Origin of the sequence: Streptomyces sp. NPDC014894 (assembly GCF_043080985.1) — a bacterium.
Lineage (GTDB): Bacteria > Actinomycetota > Actinomycetes > Streptomycetales > Streptomycetaceae > Streptomyces.
Map to the genome: position 1 here is coordinate 211,107 of NZ_JBIBWD010000001.1, position 19,041 is coordinate 230,147.

At 74.5% G+C, this 19,041-nt stretch carries 13 protein-coding genes; 3 read left to right on the top strand and 10 right to left on the bottom strand.

What is annotated here, in order from left to right:
- Positions 1-144: 144 nt before the first annotated feature.
- The 4 genes from ACF089_RS00910 to ACF089_RS00925 all read right to left on the bottom strand — a co-directional run bounded on the left by ACF089_RS00910 (position 145) and on the right by ACF089_RS00925 (position 7,310).
- Positions 145-1,536, bottom strand: coding sequence for a maltokinase (locus ACF089_RS00910; RefSeq protein ID WP_392020026.1), 1,392 nt, complete (start codon positions 1,534-1,536; stop codon positions 145-147).
- A 212-nt stretch (positions 1,537-1,748) separates the two neighbouring features.
- Positions 1,749-3,455 (bottom strand): maltose alpha-D-glucosyltransferase, encoded by a 1,707-nt coding sequence (treS, locus tag ACF089_RS00915; protein ID WP_392020029.1) that lies wholly within the window; start codon positions 3,453-3,455, stop codon positions 1,749-1,751.
- Complete coding sequence (locus ACF089_RS00920; protein WP_392020031.1) at positions 3,452-5,440, bottom strand: maltotransferase domain-containing protein; 1,989 nt, start codon at positions 5,438-5,440, stop codon at positions 3,452-3,454. The genes treS and ACF089_RS00920 overlap by 4 nt, the downstream gene beginning before the upstream one ends.
- A 931-nt stretch (positions 5,441-6,371) precedes the next feature.
- A complete protein-coding gene (locus tag ACF089_RS00925) occupies positions 6,372-7,310 on the bottom strand; it encodes an SDR family oxidoreductase (protein ID WP_392020033.1) in 939 nt (312 codons plus the stop codon).
- A gap of 119 nt (positions 7,311-7,429) precedes the next feature.
- Here ACF089_RS00925 and ACF089_RS00930 point away from each other — a divergent pair, with 119 nt between their 5' ends.
- Both ACF089_RS00930 and glgP read left to right on the top strand, forming a co-directional pair.
- The gene (locus ACF089_RS00930) at positions 7,430-8,461 is read left to right on the top strand and encodes an AraC family transcriptional regulator (protein WP_392020035.1); all 1,032 of its coding nucleotides are present in this window, start codon (positions 7,430-7,432) and stop codon (positions 8,459-8,461) included.
- 475 nt (positions 8,462-8,936) lie between these two features.
- Positions 8,937-11,624, top strand: a complete 2,688-nt coding sequence (gene glgP, locus ACF089_RS00935) for an alpha-glucan family phosphorylase (protein WP_392020038.1) — start codon at positions 8,937-8,939, stop codon at positions 11,622-11,624.
- A 56-nt stretch (positions 11,625-11,680) separates the two neighbouring features.
- Here glgP and ACF089_RS00940 read toward each other — a convergent pair whose 3' ends face one another.
- From ACF089_RS00940 to ACF089_RS00960, 5 genes are all read right to left on the bottom strand, one after another.
- Positions 11,681-13,240 (bottom strand): histidine kinase, encoded by a 1,560-nt coding sequence (locus tag ACF089_RS00940; protein WP_392020040.1) that lies wholly within the window; start codon positions 13,238-13,240, stop codon positions 11,681-11,683.
- Positions 13,241-13,451: 211 nt separating this feature from the next.
- On the bottom strand, positions 13,452-14,153 hold the full coding sequence (locus tag ACF089_RS00945; protein WP_392020043.1) for a response regulator: 702 nt from the start codon (positions 14,151-14,153) through the stop codon (positions 13,452-13,454).
- Positions 14,154-14,200: 47 nt separating this feature from the next.
- Positions 14,201-15,946 (bottom strand): NlpC/P60 family protein, encoded by a 1,746-nt coding sequence (locus ACF089_RS00950; protein WP_392020045.1) that lies wholly within the window; start codon positions 15,944-15,946, stop codon positions 14,201-14,203.
- A gap of 78 nt (positions 15,947-16,024) precedes the next feature.
- The gene (gene cynS, locus ACF089_RS00955) at positions 16,025-16,495 is read right to left on the bottom strand and encodes a cyanase (protein WP_392020047.1); all 471 of its coding nucleotides are present in this window, start codon (positions 16,493-16,495) and stop codon (positions 16,025-16,027) included.
- Between the two features lie 146 nt (positions 16,496-16,641).
- Positions 16,642-17,256: a carbonic anhydrase gene (locus ACF089_RS00960; RefSeq protein WP_392020049.1), complete on the bottom strand. Its 615-nt coding sequence runs from the start codon at positions 17,254-17,256 to the stop codon at positions 16,642-16,644.
- Between the two features lie 124 nt (positions 17,257-17,380).
- On the opposite strand from ACF089_RS00960, the gene cynR reads away from it, so the two are divergent.
- Complete coding sequence (cynR, locus tag ACF089_RS00965) at positions 17,381-18,286, top strand: transcriptional regulator CynR (protein ID WP_392020052.1); 906 nt, start codon at positions 17,381-17,383, stop codon at positions 18,284-18,286.
- Positions 18,287-18,367: 81 nt separating this feature from the next.
- Here the strand turns inward: cynR and ACF089_RS00970 are convergent, their stop codons facing one another.
- Entirely contained in the window at positions 18,368-18,964 is a 597-nt protein-coding gene (locus ACF089_RS00970; RefSeq protein WP_392020056.1) for a hypothetical protein, read from the bottom strand.
- Between the last annotated feature and the right edge of the window lie 77 nt (positions 18,965-19,041).

The following is a 19,041-nucleotide window of genomic DNA, read 5'->3' on the forward strand; positions in this document are numbered from 1 at the left end:
GGCCGCGGGGGCGGGCGGGGAGGTCTTGCGGGACGGGGGGCGGGCGGTCACAGTGGTCGGGTCTCCTCGGCGGACGGCTGGTACACAAGGGGCGGGTGGGGGCAGAGGTGTTCGCGCCGGTCGGGCGGGGTCGGTGCGGGGCCGTCAGATCAGCGCGGCGGCGAGGCGGTCGATGGCCGCCATCGGCACCGGCAGCCAGTCGGGCCGGTGCCGGGCCTCGTAGACGACCTCGTACACCGCCTTGTCCGTCTCGTAGGCGCGCAGCAGCTCGGGCTCGGCGCGGGGGTCGGCGCCGGAGGTCTCGGCGTATCCCTCGCAGTAGGCGTCCCGGCAGCGCTCGGCCCAGGCCGGGTTCCAGGGGCGGTGGGTGCGGGCCGCGTAGTCGAAGGAGCGGAGTATCCCGGCGATGTCGCGGACCGCGGGCTGGGGCCGGCTGCGTTCGGCGAGGGGGCGGGCGGGCTCGCCCTCGAAGTCGATGAGCGACCAGCGGCTCCCGGGGCGCGGCGGCAGCGGGTCGTACAGCGCCTGGCCCAGATGGAGGTCGCCGTGCACCCGCTGGGCGCGCCAGCCGCGTCCGGCGCGGGCCGGTTCGGCGATCGCGTCGAAGGCGGCGCGCAGCCGGGGCGCGTAGGGCAGCAGCGCGGGCACCGCCCGCGCGGCCTCGTCGAGTCTGCGGTTCATGCCCCGGGCGAGCCGCTCGGTCTGCGGGCGGCCCAGGGCCACGGTGGGCAGCTCGTCCGCCAGCGCGGTGTGCACCTCGGCGGTGACCCGGCCCAGCGCGCGGGCCTGGTCGGTGAAGGGCGATCCGGTCCCCAGCGCCTCCAGCGCGAGGACCCAGCCGTCGGTGGAGCCGCGCAGGAACGGCTGGAGGACGCCGAGCGTGTACGGGCGGGGCGCGGCGGCCTCGTACCAGGCGACGGGCGCGGGCACCCGGGCGCAGCCCGCGCGGGCCAGGGCGAGGGGGAGTTCCAGATCGGGGTTGGGGCCGGGCTGGACGCGCCGGAAGATCTTGAGGATGTAGGCGTCGCCGTAGACCAGGGAGGAGTTGGACTGCTCCGCGTCGAGCGGCCGGGCGCGCAGTCCGCCGGGGACGGGCGGGGCGTCGTCGGAGCGCTCGAAGCGCAGCGGTCCGAGCGAGCCGGGGGTGCGCAGCCGTTCCAGGATCAGTTCGGCCAGCCGCGGGTCGTGCAGGCCCTCGTACACGGTCCGGCCGGCCAGCGGTCCGGCGGCGGGGCGGCCGATGAGCGCGGGGGCGAGATGCGGGGGGAGGGCGCGGCGGACGCCGAGGAGGAGCTGATAGCAGTCCCGGGCCGAGGTGCTGCCGGCGGCGGGGCGGTGGACGCCGACCAGTAGATGGAGCAGTCCGGGGCCCGCGCCGGCGACGGGCAGCAGCTCGGTCGCCGAGATCAGGGAGAAGCCGGTGACCGGCCGGCCCTTCCCGGCGAACCAGCGCTGGCGCGGCAGCCAGGAGCGCAGCAGCGGTGCGAGGGACGGGAGAAGACCGGTGGTAGTCCGGGTGGATGCAGCCTCCGACATGGAATCGCGTCCTTTCCCCGAGTACACGTCTACTGCGCCGAATGCGCAGAGTGTCCCGGATCATGGCGTGGACTGTCCGGCGGCGCGCGGGGGTGGGGGGCGAGTGCCCCCCCGGTGCGGGGCGGCGGCGGCCGCTCGGTGCGCGGTCCGTCCCGGGTCCGTCGTGCGGGCCCGGGGCGTACCCGCGGGGGGAGGGGAGCCCCGCCCGGCGGTCAGAGGGCGGCGGCGCTCTTCCTGAGGCGGAACCAGTAGAAGCCGTGGCCGGCCAGGGTGAGCAGATAGGGCCACTGGCCGACGGGCGGGAAGCGCACCCCGCCGATCAGCTCGACCGGGTGACGGCCGGTGAAGCTCCGCAGGTCCAGCTCGGTGGGCTGGGCGAAGCGGGAGAAGTTGTGGACGCACATCACCAGGTCGTCCTTGTGCTCCCGGGTGAAGGCGAGCACGGCGGGGTTGGAGGAGGGCAGTTCGGTGTACGAGCCGAGTCCGAAGGCCGGGTTCTGCTTCCGGATCTCGATCATCCGCCGGGTCCAGTGCAGCAGCGAGGACGGGCTGGACATGGACGCCTCGACATTGGTGACCTGGTAGCCGTAGACGGGGTCCATGATGGTCGGCAGATAGAGCCGCCCGGGGTCGCAGGAGGAGAATCCCGCGTTCCGGTCCGGGGTCCACTGCATCGGGGTGCGGACCGCGTCCCGGTCGCCCAGCCAGATGTTGTCGCCCATCCCGATCTCGTCGCCGTAGTAGAGGATCGGCGAGCCGGGCAGCGACAGCAGCAGGGCGGTGAACAGCTCGATCTGATTGCGGTCGTTGTCGAGCAGGGGGGCGAGCCGGCGGCGGATGCCGATGTTGGCGCGCATCCGCGGATCCTTGGCGTACTCCGCGTACATGTAGTCGCGCTCCTCGTCGGTGACCATCTCCAGGGTCAGCTCGTCGTGGTTGCGCAGGAAGATGCCCCACTGGCAGTTCTGGGGGATGGCCGGGGTCTTGGCGAGGATTTCCGAGACCGGGTGGCGGGACTCCCGGCGCACCGCCATGAAGATGCGGGGCATCACCGGGAAGTGGAAGGCCATGTGGCACTCGTCGCCGCCGGCCCGGTAGTCGCCGAAGTAGTCGACGACGTCCTCGGGCCACTGATTGGCCTCGGCGAGCAGCACGGTGTCGGGGTAGTGGGCGTCGATCTCCTCGCGGACCCGGCGGAGGAAGGAGTGGGTGGCGGGAAGGTTCTCGCAGTTGGTCCCCTCCTCCTGGTAGAGGTAGGGCACGGCGTCGAGCCGGAATCCGTCGATGCCCAGGTCCAGCCAGAACCGCAGGGCGGAGACGATCTCCTCCTGCACCGCCGGGTTCTCGTAGTTGAGATCGGGCTGGTGGGCGAAGAAGCGGTGCCAGTAGTACTGCTTGCGCACCGGGTCGAAGGTCCAGTTGGACGTCTCGGTGTCGACGAAGATGATCCGGGCGTCCTCGTACCGCTTGTCGTCGTCGGCCCAGACGTAGTAGTCGCCGTACGGCCCCTCGGGGTGGCTGCGGGACTGGAGGAACCACTCGTGCTGGTCGCTGGTGTGGTTCATGACGAAGTCGATGATGACGCGCATGCCGCGCTGGTGCGCGGCGTCCACGAACTCCACGAAGTCGGCGAGGTCGCCGAACTCGGGCAGCACCGCGGTGTAGTCGGAGACGTCGTAGCCGCCGTCCCGCAGCGGCGACTTGAAGAACGGCGGGAGCCAGAGACAGTCGACGCCGAGCCACTGGAGGTAGTCGAGCTTGGCGGTGATGCCCTTGAGGTCTCCGACGCCGTCGCCGTTGCTGTCCTGGAAGGACCGGACGAGGACTTCGTAGAAGACCGCCCGTTTGAACCAGTCGGGGTCGCGGTCCTTGGCGGGGGTGTCCTCGAACAGGTCGTGGACGGGTTCATTGACGATCATGATGTGGGTGACCCTCCGATCGGCGGGGACGGTCGCAGAACCACGATGTGCGCGGGCGTGCGGCCCGGCTCCAGTCGCACATACGCGGTTCTGCCCCAGTGATAGGTCTCGCCGGTGAGCTCGTCGCGCACCGGAGCGGTCTCGTGCCAGGCGAGGCCGAGCCGCGGCATGTCCAACGAGACCGTCGCCTCCTGGGTGTGGTGGGGGTCGAGGTTCACGATGACGACGACGGTGTTCGAGGCGGAACGTTTCGAGTAGGCGATGACCGCGTCGTTGTCGGTGTGGTGGAAGTGGAGATCGCGCAGCTGCTGGAGCGCCGGATGGCGGCGCCGGATCCGGTTGAGGGCGGTGATCAGCGGTGCGATCGTGGCGCCCGAGCGCTCGGCGGCCTCCCAGTCGCGCGGGCGCAGCTCGTACTTCTCCGAGTGCAGGTACTCCTCGCTGCCCGCCCTGACCGGCGTGTTCTCGCACAGCTCGTACCCGGCGTACATCCCCCAGCTCGGCGAGAGGGTGGCGGCCAGCACCGCGCGCGCCTCGAACGCGGGCCGGCCGCCGTTCTGGAGATACGCGTGCAGGATGTCGGGCGTGTTCACGAAGAGATTGGGCCGCAGGGACGCGGCCGACTCGCCGGACAACTCGGTGAGGTACTCCGTCAGCTCGTGCTTCGTGGTGCGCCAGGTGAAGTAGGTGTACGACTGCTGGAAGCCGGTGTCGGCCAGGGCGCGCATCATGGCCGGCCGGGTGAACGCCTCCGCCAGGAAGATCACGTCCGGATCGGTGCGGTTGACCTCGGCGAGCACCTGTTCCCAGAAGACCACCGGCTTGGTGTGCGGATTGTCCACCCGGAAGATCCGTACGCCCCGGTCCATCCAGAAGCGCAGCAGCCGCACGCTCTCCCGGACCAGCCCGCGAAGGTCCCGGTCGAAGGCCAGGGGGTAGATGTCCTGGTACTTCTTCGGCGGGTTCTCGGCGTGGGCGATCGTGCCGTCGGCGCGGTGGCGGAACCACTCGGGGTGTTCGCGCACCCAGGGGTGGTCGGGCGAGCACTGGAGCGCGAAGTCGAGGGCGACCTCCATCCGCAGGGCGCGGGCGGTGGCCACGAAGTGGTCGAAGTCCTCGAAGGCGCCGAGGTCGGGGTGGAGCGCGTCGTGGCCGCCGTCCCGGGAGCCGATCGCCCAGGGCACGCCGACGTCGTGGGGGCCGGGGGAGAGGGAGTTGTCGCGGCCCTTGCGGAAGGTGTCGCCGATGGGGTGGACCGGCGGCAGATAGACCACGTCGAAGCCCATGGCGGCGACGGCGGGGAGCCGTTCGGCGGCGGTGCGCAGGGTGCCGGACACGGGGGGCGCGCCCGGGGTGAGGACGGCCCCCTCGGAGCGCGGGAAGAGTTCGTACCAGGAGCCGAAGAGGGCGCGCCGGCGCTCGACCAGCAGCGGCAGCGGGCGGGAGACGGTGACCAGTTCGCGCAGCGGGTGGCGGGCGAGCGCCCCGGCCGCGTCGGGGGCGAGGGCGGCGGCGAGCCGGGCCGAGGGCGGCCGGCCGGGGTCCCGCAGGGCGTCGGCGGCGGCGAGCACCGCCTCGCGCCCGTCGCTCTTGGGCACTCCCTCGGCGGCCCGCTCGTACAGCTGTGCGCCCTCGGTGAGCGTCAGTACGGTGTCGATGCCCGCCGGGATCTTGATCCGCGCGGTGCGGAGCCAGTCGGCGACCGGGTCGCTCCAGGCCTCGACGGCGAAGCTCCAGCGCCCCTCGGCGTCGGGGGTGACCTCGGCGCTCCAGCGGTCGGTCCCCGCTCCCTGCTCCCGCATGGGAGTCCAGGGTCCCGGCCGTCCGGCGGGGTCGCGCAGGACGACATTGGCGGCGACGGCCTCGTGCCCTTCGCGGAAGACGGTGGCGCTGATCCGGAAGGTCTCTCCGACGACCGCTTTCGCGGGTCGTCTCCCGCAGTCGATGAGAGGGCTGACGTCCAGGACGGGAATGCGACCGATCATGGGCTCACCTGAGGGCTGTACGGACAGGGCAGGGTGAGTAGATTGTCATGCTTTGAAAGGTTTACCTGATATTTGTAACTGCTTGACGGGCGGCGGACGGGCCGACGGCATGGCCGCCCCGGTCCGCGTTCACCCGGGTGGGCGGAACGACGGCGTGGCGGGGCGGGGTCCGCTCCGGGGGCGGCGGCCCGGTGGTGGACACCGGAGGAGCCTTCCCCCGGGGCCCGGGCGGGCAATCCGGTGCGTTCCCGGCCGCGGGGGCGCGGCCGGGAACGCCCTCCGGCGCGCCGGTGCTCGGCGGCGGCGCACCCGGCCCGGCGCGGAACGGCCGCGCCCCGCGACGGCCCGGGCGCGGCGGCGGCGCGGCGATCCGGCGCCGGGCCGCCCTCCCGCCCCGGGCCGGGCCGGGGAGCCTCCCGGACCGGCCTCGCGAAGCCCCCGGAGCGGACCCCGCCCCGCCGCGCGCCGGGTCCCGCGCCCTCCGTGCCGCCCGCGCTCCCGTCCGCCGCGGGGCGCTCCCGGCCGCGGGGACGCCGGGCGGGGTGTGCGTTCACCGGCGGCCGGCGTTTCCGGCCGCGGCGCGTCGCCCGGCGGCGGAGGGCCGTGCTCCGCGACCTGTGTCCGTCGCGCGTCCGCGTCCTGTACGGGGGTGGCCCGGCGGGGGACGGCCCGCGGCCCGCCGCCGGAGTCACGGGGTGGTGGCCGCCGTCGCCCGTCGCGGCGGATCCTGTCGGGCACGGGCACGGGCACGGGCACAGGCACAAGCGCAGGCACAGACAGAGGCACGGGCACGGGCACAAGCGCAGGCACAGACAGAGGCACGGGCACGGGCACGGGAACGGGAATGGGCACGGGAACGGGCACGGGAATGGGCGGGGCTACGCGCCCCAGCTCGGCTCGTCGTCGTGGCCGGGGGCGGCCGTCGCCCCGGTCATCGGCGGCCCTCCCGGCCGCCCGACCACAGTTGCCACGGCCGGCGCGTCACCCACTCCTCCACCGACGCGGGCTTCAGCGAGAGCAGCGCCGCCGAGGAGCCGTCGTCGCCGGCCAGCAGCTCCGGCTCCCGGCCGGTGGCGAGGTGGCGGTAGATCCCGGCGACCCCGGCCGCCGCCTCCGCGCCCGCGATCCGGGCGAGCCGCCGTTCGAACTCCGCCGGATCCAGCGGCTCGTACCGCACCGAACGGCCGAGACCCCGGGCGAACGCCCGGGCCAGCCGGGGACCCGTCAGCGTCCGCGCGCCGCCGATGTCGAAGGTGCGCCCCGCGACGCCGTCCACGGTGAGCGCCGCGTGCACCGCCTCGGCCAGATCCCGGTGCGAGATCCACGCGACGGGCCGCTCCGCCGGCAGCGGATGCGCGAGCACGCCCTCGTTCACCAGGGCCGGGCCCGTCCAGGGGCCGAAGAGATTGTCCAGATAGACCGGCGGCCGCAGCACCACCAGCTCCACCCCGCTGTGCGCCAGCCCCTCCCGGAACACCGTCTCCGCCAGCCGCCGGGTCTCGAAGCCCACGACGTCCGTGGTCCGGTCCGGCACCCGGGTGCCCGCGTTGTAGACCAGCCGCCGCAGCCCCGCCTCCCCGGCCGCCTTCGCCAGATGCTGGGCGTACCGCATCACCTTCTCCGCCTGATATACCAGCGGCAGCGCCACCGCCGCGTGCGTGGCCCCCTCGAAGAGCCGCCGCACATCGTCGCACCGCCCCAGATCGCCGCTCCGGAAGGAGATTCCGGGCAGTTCCGGCCGGTCCGCCGCCGGTCTGCGGCTCAGCGTGTGGACGGGATGGCCCCGCTCGGCCAGCAGACGGGCGGTGGCGCCGCCCTGGAAGCCGGTCGCCCCCACGACCGCCACGCGCATCGGTATGTGATCGGACATATGTTTGAAGAGCCCTTCGATAGGGTGAGGTCGCTGCCGGGGTACGGCTCTTCAAGGCTGGCTTCGGAGGCTTCGGCCGATCAATTAACAAACCGGGTCGGAGGTTGAAGGATCGTCCAATGGACCCCGTGGAGATCACCCCCGTTGACACCGCTGCGACCGCTGATGCCTCTGTGAACACCGCCGCCCCGACGGCCCCCGCCGCGCCCGACGCCGACGACCTCCTCAGCGAGCTGCTCCAACCCCTGCGGCTGGCCGGGGTCTTCGACAGCCGCTGGCACGTCCGCGCCCCCTGGGCCATCGAGGGGGACGCGGCCGAGCGGTGCGCCGTACTCCACTTCATCACCGGCGGCAGCTGCTGGCTGACCGGCGAGGGCCGCACCCCGATCCGCCTCCGCGCCGGCGACCTCGCCGTCTTACCCACCGGCAGCGCCCACCGGCTCGCCGACCACCCCGAACGGCGCGGCGGCGCCGCGCTTTGCTCCGTACCGCCCCGGCGCGGCCCCGGCCCCGCCGGAGCGACCGGCATCGGCGGATCCGCCGGACCCGAGAGCCGGCTCCTGTGCGCCGGACTGCGGTACGACGAGTCCGCCGCCACCGGCCTCTACCAGGCCCTGCCCTGGGCGCTGGTGCTCGACCGCGCGCAGGTCGAGCAGGAGCCGCTGCTCCGCGACACCCTGCGGCTGCTCGCCGCCGCCGACCGGCCCGTCGGCCCCGGGGACCGGCTGGTGACCCTGCGCGCCTTCGAGATGGCCCTCGTCCTCGCGATGCGCAATCTCCTGCGCGACCTCGCCGCCGACCCCGCCTCGCTGCCCGTGCTGCGCCACCCCGGGATCAGCAAGGCCATGGTGGTCATCGCCACCCGGTTCGCCGAGCCCTGGACCATCGAGTCGCTCGCCCGGGAGGTCGGCATGTCCCGCTCGGCCTTCACCGCCGCCTTCCGCGAACTCGTCGGGGAGGCCCCCGCCCGCCATCTGACCGGCCGGCGGATGGAGGAGGCCGCCCGGCTCCTCGGCGAGACCTCGCTGCCCCAGTCCTCCGTGCCGCCGCGCGTCGGCTACCAGAGCGCCGTCGGCTTCCACCTCGCCTTCCGCAAGTGGTACGGGATGACCCCGGGCGAGTACCGGGCCGGCAGCCTCTCCGCCGCCTGACGCCTGACGCCCGACGCCTGACGCCCGACGCCTGACCGCCCCACCGCCCTCGGCCGCCCGATCGCCGGACCCCGGCCGTCCCGACAGCGGCCGCCCCGAACCCGATCGCCGACCCCGCCCCTCCGGACCCCGCCCGCACTCTCCGCACCCCCCCGCACCGCCCCCGAACTCACCCGCGCGAACGAATCCCCGGTCCGCCCCGCCGCCGAACGGCCCGCACGCCCTTGGCCCGGGCCCGGCCCCGCCGAACGCACCGGGGCGAACGCCCCATCGGCGCGCCGGGGCCGCCCCGCCGCCGAAGCCCCAGGTGAGCGCGGAGACCGCCACGGCATGCCGCCCGGCGGAAGCACCCGCCCCGCCGCCGCGCGCCGTGCCGGGGAGGACCGCCCGCCGCTAACGTCCTCGGGTGACGGGGAGACGCGCACACCGCCGTGCGTCCCCTCGGATGCGTACCTCCCCTGCGAAGGTGGAACCCGTGAAGGCCATTCGTCGATTCACCGTCCGCCCCGTCCTCCCCGAACCACTGAGCCCGCTCAGCGACCTCGCCCGCAATCTGCGCTGGTCCTGGCACACCGAGACCCGCGACCTCTTCCAGGCCCTCGACCCCGAGGGCTGGCGGGCGGCCGGCGGCGACCCCGTACGCCTGCTCGGCTCCGTATCCGCCGCCCGGCTGGCCGAACTCGCCGAGGACCGGCGCTTCCTGCGCCGGATGACCGCCGCCGCCGACGATCTGGACGACTATCTGCACGGCCGCAGGTGGTACCAGAACCAGGACCGCGCGACCGCCGGGGACTTCCCCCGCGCCGTCGCCTACTTCTCCCCCGAGTTCGGCGTCACCGCCGCGCTCCCGCAGTACTCCGGCGGACTCGGCATCCTCGCCGGGGACCATCTCAAGGCCGCCAGCGACCTCGGCGTCCCCCTCATCGGCGTCGGGCTGCTCTACCGGCACGGCTACTTCCGTCAGTCGCTCTCCCCCGAGGGCTGGCAGCTGGAGCACTATCCCGTGCTCGACCCCGCCGAACTGCCCGTCGCCCTCATGAGGGAACACGACGGCGCCCCCGCCCGGATCTCCCTCACCCTGCCCGCCGGGCGCACCCTGCGCGCCCAGGTCTGGATCGCCCGCGTCGGCCGGGTGCCCCTGCTGCTGCTCGACTCCGACGTCGAGGAGAACGAACCCGGGGAGCGCGAGGTCACCGACCGGCTCTACGGCGGCGGCAGCGAGCACCGGCTGCTCCAGGAGATGCTGCTCGGCATCGGCGGCGTCCGGGCCGTCCGCGCGTACTGCCGGCTCACCGGCCACACGCCGCCCGAGGTCTTCCACACCAACGAGGGCCACGCCGGCTTCCTCGGCCTGGAGCGCATCCGCGAACTGGGCGAGGGCGAGAACGCGGGCACGGACGAGAGCGCGGGCACGAGCACGGGCGGGGCGGGACTGGAGTTCGACGCCGCCCTCGAAGCCGTCCGCGCCGGGACCGTCTTCACCACCCACACCCCCGTGCCCGCCGGCATCGACCGCTTCGACCGCGAACTCGTCGCCCGTCACTTCGGCGAACGCGCCGAACTCCCCACCGTCCCCGTCGAGAAGATCCTCCGGCTCGGCCGCGAGGACTACCCCGGCGGCGAACCCCACCTCTTCAACATGGCCGCCATGGGACTGCGGCTCGCCCAGCGCGCCAACGGGGTCTCCACCCTCCACGGAGCCGTCAGCCGGAGCATGTTCGCCGGGCTCTGGCCGGGCTTCGACCCCGAGGAGGTGCCCATCACCTCCATCACCAACGGCGTCCACGCCCCGACCTGGGTCGCCCCCGAGGTGCTCCGCCTCGGCGCCCGCCGGATCGGCGCGGGCCGCGCCGAGGACGCCCTCACCGTCGGCGGCTCCGAGCTGTGGAACGCCGTGGTCAAGATCCCCGACGCCGAGATCTGGGAACTCCGCCGCGAACTGCGCGAACAACTCGTCGGCGAGGTCCGCACCCGGCTGCGCGCCTCCTGGCGGCAGCGTGGCGCGGGCGCCGCCGAACTCGGCTGGGTCGACGGCGTCCTCGACCCCGGGATCCTCACCATCGGCTTCGCCCGCCGCGTCCCCTCGTACAAACGGCTCACCCTGATGCTGCGCGACCCCGACCGGCTGCGGGAGCTGCTGCTCCACCCCACCCGCCCGGTGCAGATCGTCGTCGCGGGCAAGGCCCACCCCGCCGACGACGGCGGCAAACGCCTCGTCCAGGAGCTGGTGCGGTTCGCCGACGACCCCAGGGTGCGCCACCGGATCGTCTTCCTCCCCGACTACGGCATGGGCATGGCGCAGAAGCTCTACCCCGGCTGCGACGTCTGGCTCAACAACCCGCTGCGCCCGCTGGAGGCCTGCGGCACCAGCGGAATGAAGTCCGCGCTCAACGGCGGCCTCAATCTCTCCGTCCTCGACGGCTGGTGGGACGAGTGGTACGAACCGGACTTCGGCTGGGCGATCCCCACCGCCGACGGCTCCGCCACCGCCGAGGACCGGCGCGACGAACTGGAGGCGGCGGCGCTGTACGAGCTGATCGAGAACCGAGTCGCGCCCCGCTTCTACGAACACGGCCCCCAGGGGCTGCCCCACCGCTGGATCGAGATGGTCCGCAGGACGCTCGCCACCCTCGGCCCCAAGGTGCTGGCAGGCCGGATGGTGCGGGAGTACGTCGAACGCCTCTACGCCCCCGCCGCCCGCGCCCACCGGGCCCTCGACGCGGACACCGCCCGCGAGGTGGCGGCCTGGAAGGCCCGGGTGCGGGCCGCCTGGCCCCGGGTGGCCGTCGACCACGTCGAGACCGTACGGCAGCCGGCCGCCGACGGCGCCGCCGAACTGGGCGCGGCCCTCGCGCTGCGGGCGCGGATCGCCCTCGGCGAACTCGGCCCCGACGATGTCGAGGTGCAGGTCGTCGCGGGCCGCGTCGACGGCGACGACACCATCGCCGACGCCCGCGTCACCCCGCTCAAACAGACCTCGGGCCCCGATCTGGAGGGCCACTGGCTCTTCGAGGGCACCCTCGCCCTGGACCGCACCGGCCCCTTCGGCTACACCGTCCGCGTCCTCCCCGTCCACCCCTCCCTCTCCACCCGCGCCGACCCCGCCCTGGTGGCGCTCCCCGCCGACCCGCCGTCCGAGAGAACGGCCGCGCAGCCCCGCTGACCGCCGCCCGCCCCGCCCCGCCCCGGCCCGGGCGGCGGGGGGCGGCGGGCTCACCGTCAGCGCCGGTGCTCCTCGTTCGGGACGTCGTCGACGACCGTCTTCGACGCCAGGCGTCCCCGCTGGAAGCAGAACCGGTACGCGGGGGCCTCGCTGTACTTGCGGACGCGGTAGTACACGCACTCGCCCGCGTCCGCCGGCTCCGGATCGACGCCTTCCGGCCGCCCCTCGATGCTGTACGCGGGCAGCCGGGAGGCCGCCTCGGCGCGGGTGTCGCCGATCCGGATCTCGTCGTACCGCTCGCGTTCCAGCACGCTCTGCGCCCGGGTGTACTGGTCGACGCCGAAGAGGAGCAGACCGAGCGCCAGCGCGCCCGCGACCGGCACCACGAACACCTGGACCAGTCCGCGCCGGACCCGGGTACGGGCGCGGTCCAGCTCACGCCGCGAGGTGGTGACCGGCTCCGGCTCCGGGGCGGCGGGCAGCCCGGCCGCCCCGGCCGGAAGGCGGGCGGTCACGGTGAAGCCGCCGTCCGGACCCGGCCCGTGGACCAGGGAGCCGCCCGCGAGCCGCACCCGCTCGTCCAGGGCCACCAGCCCCGTGCCGCCGCCCGCCGGACCGGCCGGCGCCCGCCGCGCCCGCCCGCTCACGACCTCCACGAGCAGCGCCCCGGGCTCCCGCGCCACCCGCACCGACACCTCCGCCCCCGGCGCGTGCTTGGCGGCGTTCGTCAAGGACTCCTGGACCACCCGGTGCACCGCCCGGCCCGTCATCTCCGGCAGCGGCCCGCCCTCGCCCTCCTCGGACAGCTCCACCGCCAGCCCGGACTCCGCCGACCGCTCCACCAGCGCCCGTACGGTCTCCTGCGCGGGCGACGTCGGCGCGCCCTCCTCGCCGGTCCGCAGCACCCCGACGATGTCCCGCAGCCGGGCCGTCGCGTCGGCGGCCGACCGGCGCAGCTCCCCGGCCGAGGTCCGCTGCCGCTCGGTCAGCGTCCGGTCGACCTCCAGCGCGGCGGCCCGCACCGCGATCAGCGCCAGATCGTGGCCGAGCGAATCGTGCATGTCCCCGGCGATCCGAGACCGCTCCCGGATCCGCTCCCGGTCGGCGACCGCCCGCTGCTCGCGCTCCATCCGCTCGGCCAGCTCCCAGCCCGCGCGGACCAGTTCCGCGTACTGCCGGACGTACCGGCCCACCACCCAGGGCACGACCACGGTGAAGAGCAGCGTGCCGAGCTGGGCGGGCCAGGCCCACAGACTTCCCTCGACCGCCAGGGCCAGCGCCATACAGCCGGCCGCGGCGCCCGCGAAGACGATCAGCGCCGGCCGGGCCCGTCCGGCGCGCCGTCCGGCGAGATAGCCGAACACGGTCATGGCCAGGCTGTACTCGGGGGTGAACAGCTCCAGGCTCCGCGAGGCCCCCAGCACGATGGCGATGCCCAGCGACACCAGCGGGGCCCGCCGCCACACCAGCACCGCGACCCCGAGCAGCGCGACCCCGGCGGCCACGCCGAGCCGGCTCCCGCCGTCGCTCGGATCGCCCTTGAGCAGCACCGGTCCGCTCAGCAGCGCCCAGAGCGCGAGGTCGGCGAAGGTGTCCCGGGTCCGTTCTCTGCGCATGGCCCCCACTCTCCCGGAGCGCCCCGCGCCGGGTCCCCCGACGAAAGTGCCGTCTCCCGACGGAAGTGCCGTCCCCGGACGGGAGCGCCCCCGGGGCGGGGACGCCGCCTTCGGGCGGGCCGCGAGCCCTCGCCGGGCAGGGGGTACGCCCCGCGAGGCCGCCGCCCTCCCTACGTCTCGGCCACCGCGCCGCCGCCGCCCTCGTCCCTCCCTACGCCTCGGCCACCGCGTCGGCCTCGTGCGCCAGGATCGCCAGCTGGACCCTGTTCCGCAGCCCCAGCCGCGCGAGCACCGCGCTGACATGGGCCTTCACCGTGCCCTCCACCACATGGAGCCGGGCGGCGATCTCCCCGTTGGACAGCCCCGCGCCGACCAGCGCCACCACCTCGCTCTCCCGGCCGGTGAGCGGCTCCAGCTTCCGCCGGGCCTCGGCGGCGCGCGACAGCCGCCCGCCGCCGAGCTGTTCGATGACCCGGCGGGCCACCTCGGGCGAGAGAAAGGCCGCGCCCTCGGCGACGGCGAGGATCCCGCTGATCAGATCCCGGGGATCCCCGGACTTGAGCAGAAAGCCGCTCACCCCCGAATCGAGCGCGCGGGCGATGTACTCGTCCTCCGAGAACGTCGTCAGCATCACGATCGCGACCTCCGGCAGCACCCGACGCAGCTCCTCGGCGGCCCGCAGCCCGTCGAGCCGGGGCATCCTGATGTCGAGCAGCGCCACGTCCGGCCGGTGCCGCAGCGCCAGTTCGACGGCCTCCCGCCCGTCCGCCGCCTCCGCGACCACCTCGATGCCGGGCTCGGCCCCGAGAACGGCCCGCACCCCGGCCCGGATCATCGCTTCGTCGTCGGCGAGTACGACGCGTACGGCGGGCACGACGCGCGCGGCGGCGTCCGGGCCGGTGGCAGTGGTCATACGGTCAGATTACGGGCCGGGCGTGAGGAGCCCCGGCCGGACCGGGCTCAGAGGCGGCGGATCGTGCGCAGGGTCTCGGCGTACGTGCCCGTCCCGTCGATCGTCGAGGCCCCGCCGAGGTCGGCCGCCGTCGGGCCGTTGGGCGTCTTGCGGCTGGAGAGAAAGCGCCGGGCGCCGAACTCGTCGACGCCCAGATGGATCGCGACATGGTCGATCTTGTCGTCGGCGTCCGTCACGGCGTCGAAGAAGAGCAGATCACCGATGTGCAGGCCGGCGAGCGGGGGCGGCGCGGCGGCGGCGTGGGCGATCCGCACACCGGGGGAGTTCCGCGCCATCGCCGCCGAGTCGCGGGGCAGGTACTCCCCGGTGACGGGCCCGCCGAAGTACGTCATGGGCACGCCCATATGGCGTCCGTAGACCATCCGGACATAGCCCGAGCAGTCCAGATGCCCCGCGAACGCGGGATCGGCGGTCCAGACCCTGTTGTCCGGCGGGAACGTCCACGACACCCCCGAGTACTCGTGGAAGTCCGCCCCCTCGTCCCGGACGCCGTTGACCAGCGGGCTGTAACCGGCCGCGCCCAGGACGGGCCTGCCGAGGTCCTCGCCCGGCCGCGCCGACGTCACCGGGGGCACGCCCTTGAGGAACATGGCCGCGTGGGCGAGGGCGTCGGGGGCCGTCGACCCGGCCCAGCCCCTGACCCGCTCCTCCACGGCGGAGGTCCAGGTCCCGTCGTACGGCGCGGGGAGCACCCGCACCCACTCCCGGTGGGTGACCGCGGGCGCGGCGGAGACCACGGTGAACTCGCTGACCAGGAGCTTGACCGGCAGACCCGCCAGTCCCGCGCCGGCGGCGGCGCGGACGCCGACGCGGCCCTTCGGGAAGGCGGCGTCCTCGGCCCACAGCTGCCAGGCGGCCGGCTCGGCGGTCCCGGCCTGCCAGGCGCGGGCCCGGACGACCCGGCCTTCGCGGACGACCCGGATGTGCCAGGGCTCGGCGGCGGCAGAGGCGGCGACGCCCAGGGAGTGGGGGCCGCCCAGCTCCGAGACCTGGTCCGCCGCCTCCTTCTCCAGCCGGAGCCGGCCCCCGTCCTGCGGGGAGAAGGAGAGCCGGGCGCGGAAGTGGTTCTTGGTGTTCTGGTAGCCGAAGGACAGGGCGTACGAGACGGTCGCGCCGGAGGGGGCCTTGTCGAAGCGGGCCGTCGCGCGGGCGTCGAAGTCGGTGATCCCGTCGTCCACCAGGGTCGTGTGACGGGCGGTCGTGGGGGCGGTCGTGGAGATCATGAGGTAGGCGGCGGCCGGAGTCACCCCGTAGTCGGAGCCCGGCGGGGCGCTGGGGCTGCCGTCCCTGCCGTTGACGTGCGTCCAGGAGCCCCCGCCGGGCACGGAACCCCATTTCTCCGCGTTCGTCCGGTCGAAGACGTCCGTGAAGACCCTGCCGGTCTCCTGGAACCGCCGCTCGGGCCCGCGCACCAGCACGGTGCGGGCCCCCTTGGTGAGCACCGCGACGGTCGTTCCGCCGTGGGTGATCTCGGTGCGCTCGGGGTCGCCTGCCGGGGGTCCGGCGACGAGGTTCCCGAGCGAGAGGGCGGAGTGGGCGGCCGGGTCGTTGGCGGCCAGGGTGATGAAGCCCGCGCTTCCGCCGCCCGCGGCGGACAGCGGTACGGCCGAGGCGTGGGCGGCCCCGGCGGCGCGGGCGGGCGCCGCCCGGGCGGTCTGGGCCGGGGCGATCAGCGGCGCGGCGGAGGCGGCGGCCACCGCGGTCATGAACGAGCGTCTCGAAGTCTTCGGCATGGCTCATGATCGCCTGGGCGGGCCGAGCGAAGAAAGGTTTCCCCGGTCAGCCCGCCGGAATGCCCCGGACCGCGGTGATCAGAAGGGCTTGGTCGGCAGGTACTTGCCGTCCAGGGTTATCACCGCGCGATCGCCGCCCTCGGGGTCGGCGACCTTCTTCACATCGAGCCGGAAGTTGATCGCGCTGATGATGCCGTCCCCGAACTGCTCGTGGATCAGGGCCTTGAGGGTGGTCCCGTACACCAGCAGCATCTCGTGGAAGCGGTACACGGTCGGGTCGGTGGGCGGACCGGCGGCGGCCGGGCCCCGGCTCGGGACGGTCCGCAGCAGCGTCACCGCGTCGTCGTCCAGCTCCAGCAGCCCGGCGACGGACCGGGCGGCGGCCTCGGGCAGCGGGTGCTGGCCGAGCACGGCGGCGGTGACGAAGGCGACCGACAGTCCGGTGACGTCGGCGATCTCCTGCCAGGTCAGATCCTTGCGGATCTTGGCGTCGACGGCGACGGCGGCCAGGGCCTGACGGGCGGCGGGGTCGAACTGGGCATGCACCATGGGGGGTTTCCTTTCGGGGCGGACCGGCCGCCGGTCCGGGGACGGGCGGACGGGTCGGTTCTGGGTGTCGGGTCCGGGCGGACGGGCCGGTTCCGGGTATCGGGGACGGGCGGACGGGCCGGTATCGGGTACGGGGTGGGGAGCGGTCAGGCGGCGCGGGCCGCGAACGCCGTGGGGCGGCCGGCGGCGTCGAGCGCCTCGACCGTGCCGGAGGCGATGTCGAACACCCAGCCGTGCAGGGTCAGCGACCCGGCGGCCAGGGCCCGCGCCACCGAGGGGTGCGTGGTCAGATTGGTCAGCTGCGCGAGCACGTTCTGACGGACCAGCGCGTCCACCGAGCCCGCCGGTGCTCCGGCGGCGGCGGTACGGGCCCGGGAGGCGTCCGCGTGCCGCAGCCAGTCGGCGACCAGGGGCGCGCCGCTCAGATCGCGCTGCTCGGCCAGGGCGGTCATCGCGCCGCAGTCGGAGTGCCCGCAGACGACGAGGTCCGAGACGCCCAGCACGGCGACCGCGTACTCGACGGCGGCCGCGACCGCGTCGGAGCCGGGCGCGTGGGCGGGGACGAGATTGCCCGCGGTGCGGATGACGAACAGATCGCCGGGCTCGCTCTGGGTGATCAGTTCCGGCACCACCCGGGCGTCGGAGCAGCCGATGAAGGCGGTGGCGGGGCGGTGGGCGGCGGCCAGCCCGGCGAAGAGTTCCGCCTTGGCCGGGAAGACCTCCCGCCGGAAACGCGCGAGACCTTGGGCGATGTCGTGCATGGTCACTCCTTTCGATGGGCGCCGGCCCTGCGGGGCTGACGAAATCCACCATGCATGACCTGTGTCTATAGAGTCCAAGACGTAGTAACCATGACTTCTATTGATGTGGTCTATGGTTAGGGGCATGGCTCTGGAACTGCGTCATCTGCGCTATCTGCTCGCCGTCGCCGAACACGGCAACTTCACCCGCGCCGCCGAGGATCTGCGGATCTCCCAGCCCACCCTGTCCCAGCAGATCAAGCAGCTGGAGCGGGCGGTGGGCGTCCAGCTGCTCGACCGCACCGGCCGCAGCGTACGGCTCACCGACGCCGGGGAGACGTATGTGCACTACGCCCGGCGCGCCCTGCGGGACCTCGCCGCCGCCGAGCGCGCGGTGCTCGACGTCGCGGACCTCTCCCGGGGGAGCCTGCGGCTCGCGGTGACCCCGACCTTCACCGCGTATCTGATCGGCCCGCTCGTCGCCGAGCTGCACGCCCGCCACCCGGGGATCGCCCTGGATGTGGAGGAGATGACCCAGGACCGGATCGAGGCGGGGCTGCTGGCCGACGAACTCGACGTCGGGATCGCCTTCTCGGGCCCCCATCTGCCCGGCATCACCGGCGCCGCCCTCTTCACCGAGACGCTCGGACTGGTCGTCGGCGCGGACCGCCCGGAGGCCGGCCGGGAGCTGCCGCTGCCCGTGAAGGAGCTGGCCGACCGCCGGCTCGCCCTGCTCAGCGGAAATTTCGCCACCCGAGGCCACACGGACGCCTACTTCGCCCGCCACGGCGTCACCCCGAGGATCGTGGTGGAGGCCAATTCCATCCAGGCGCTGATCGAGATCGTCCGCCGCACCCCGCTCGCCACGGTGCTGCCGGACGCCGTCACCCACGACCATCCGCTGCTGAGCCCGATCCCCCTCGAACCGGCGCTGCCCGCCCGTACGGTCGTCCTGCTGCGGCGCGAGAGCGGCTACCGCAGCGCCGCGGCCCGGGCCTTCACCCGGCTCGTCGAGGACGTGGTGCGCGACCGCGGCTACCGCCCGGCCTGACCGCCGCCCCGCGCCCGCGCCTGTGCCCGCGCCCGTCCCCGCGTCCGCGCCTGTGCCGCGTGCTGTCCTGCCCGGGTGCGGTCACCGGAGCACGGCCTCCCGCGCGCCCGCCTCCCACAGCCGCAGCCCCGCGGCCAGGAAGCCGCGCGCGGCCGCGGTCTCCTCGGGCGTCCAGGACTCGTCCCCGGCGTCCGGTTCGAGGGCCGTGCCGCCGAAGAGCTTCTCGTACGCGCTGTCGTGGAGGGGGCCCTGCGCGGGCAGCGGCGGCCCGTCCGGCAGGCTGCGGGCGAGGTCCTCGAAGGCGTTCCACGCCTCCAGCAGCGACTGGTCCGGCGGTGTGCCGCCCCGGCGGACCCATCGGCCGACCGGGCGCAGATCGAGCACGGAGTCGTCCTCGTCCACCAGGGACAGCCCCGCGCGCCCGCAGTGCTCCCGCAGGGCGGCGCGGTCGCGGAAGGCGAGCAGCCGCCCCGCGCCGTCCACGGCGAACGACTCGGTGCGGTCGCCGTCCCCGCGCCACCAGAGCAGCGTCAGCTCCGCGCCCCCGCCGGCGACCCGGTACGGATAGTGCGTACCGTCGTCCGCTCCCTCGGCCTCGGCCTGGCTCTCGGGGCCGACGGCCGGGTGCGGGCCGGGGAGCGGGCGCGGCGGCGCGGCGGGTACGGGATCGGGGTCCATGCGCCCGGAGTCTCGCACGCGCCCGCCGAGGCCCGCACGCCCTTTCGCCCGGGCGGAGCGAGGCTCCGCCCGGGCGC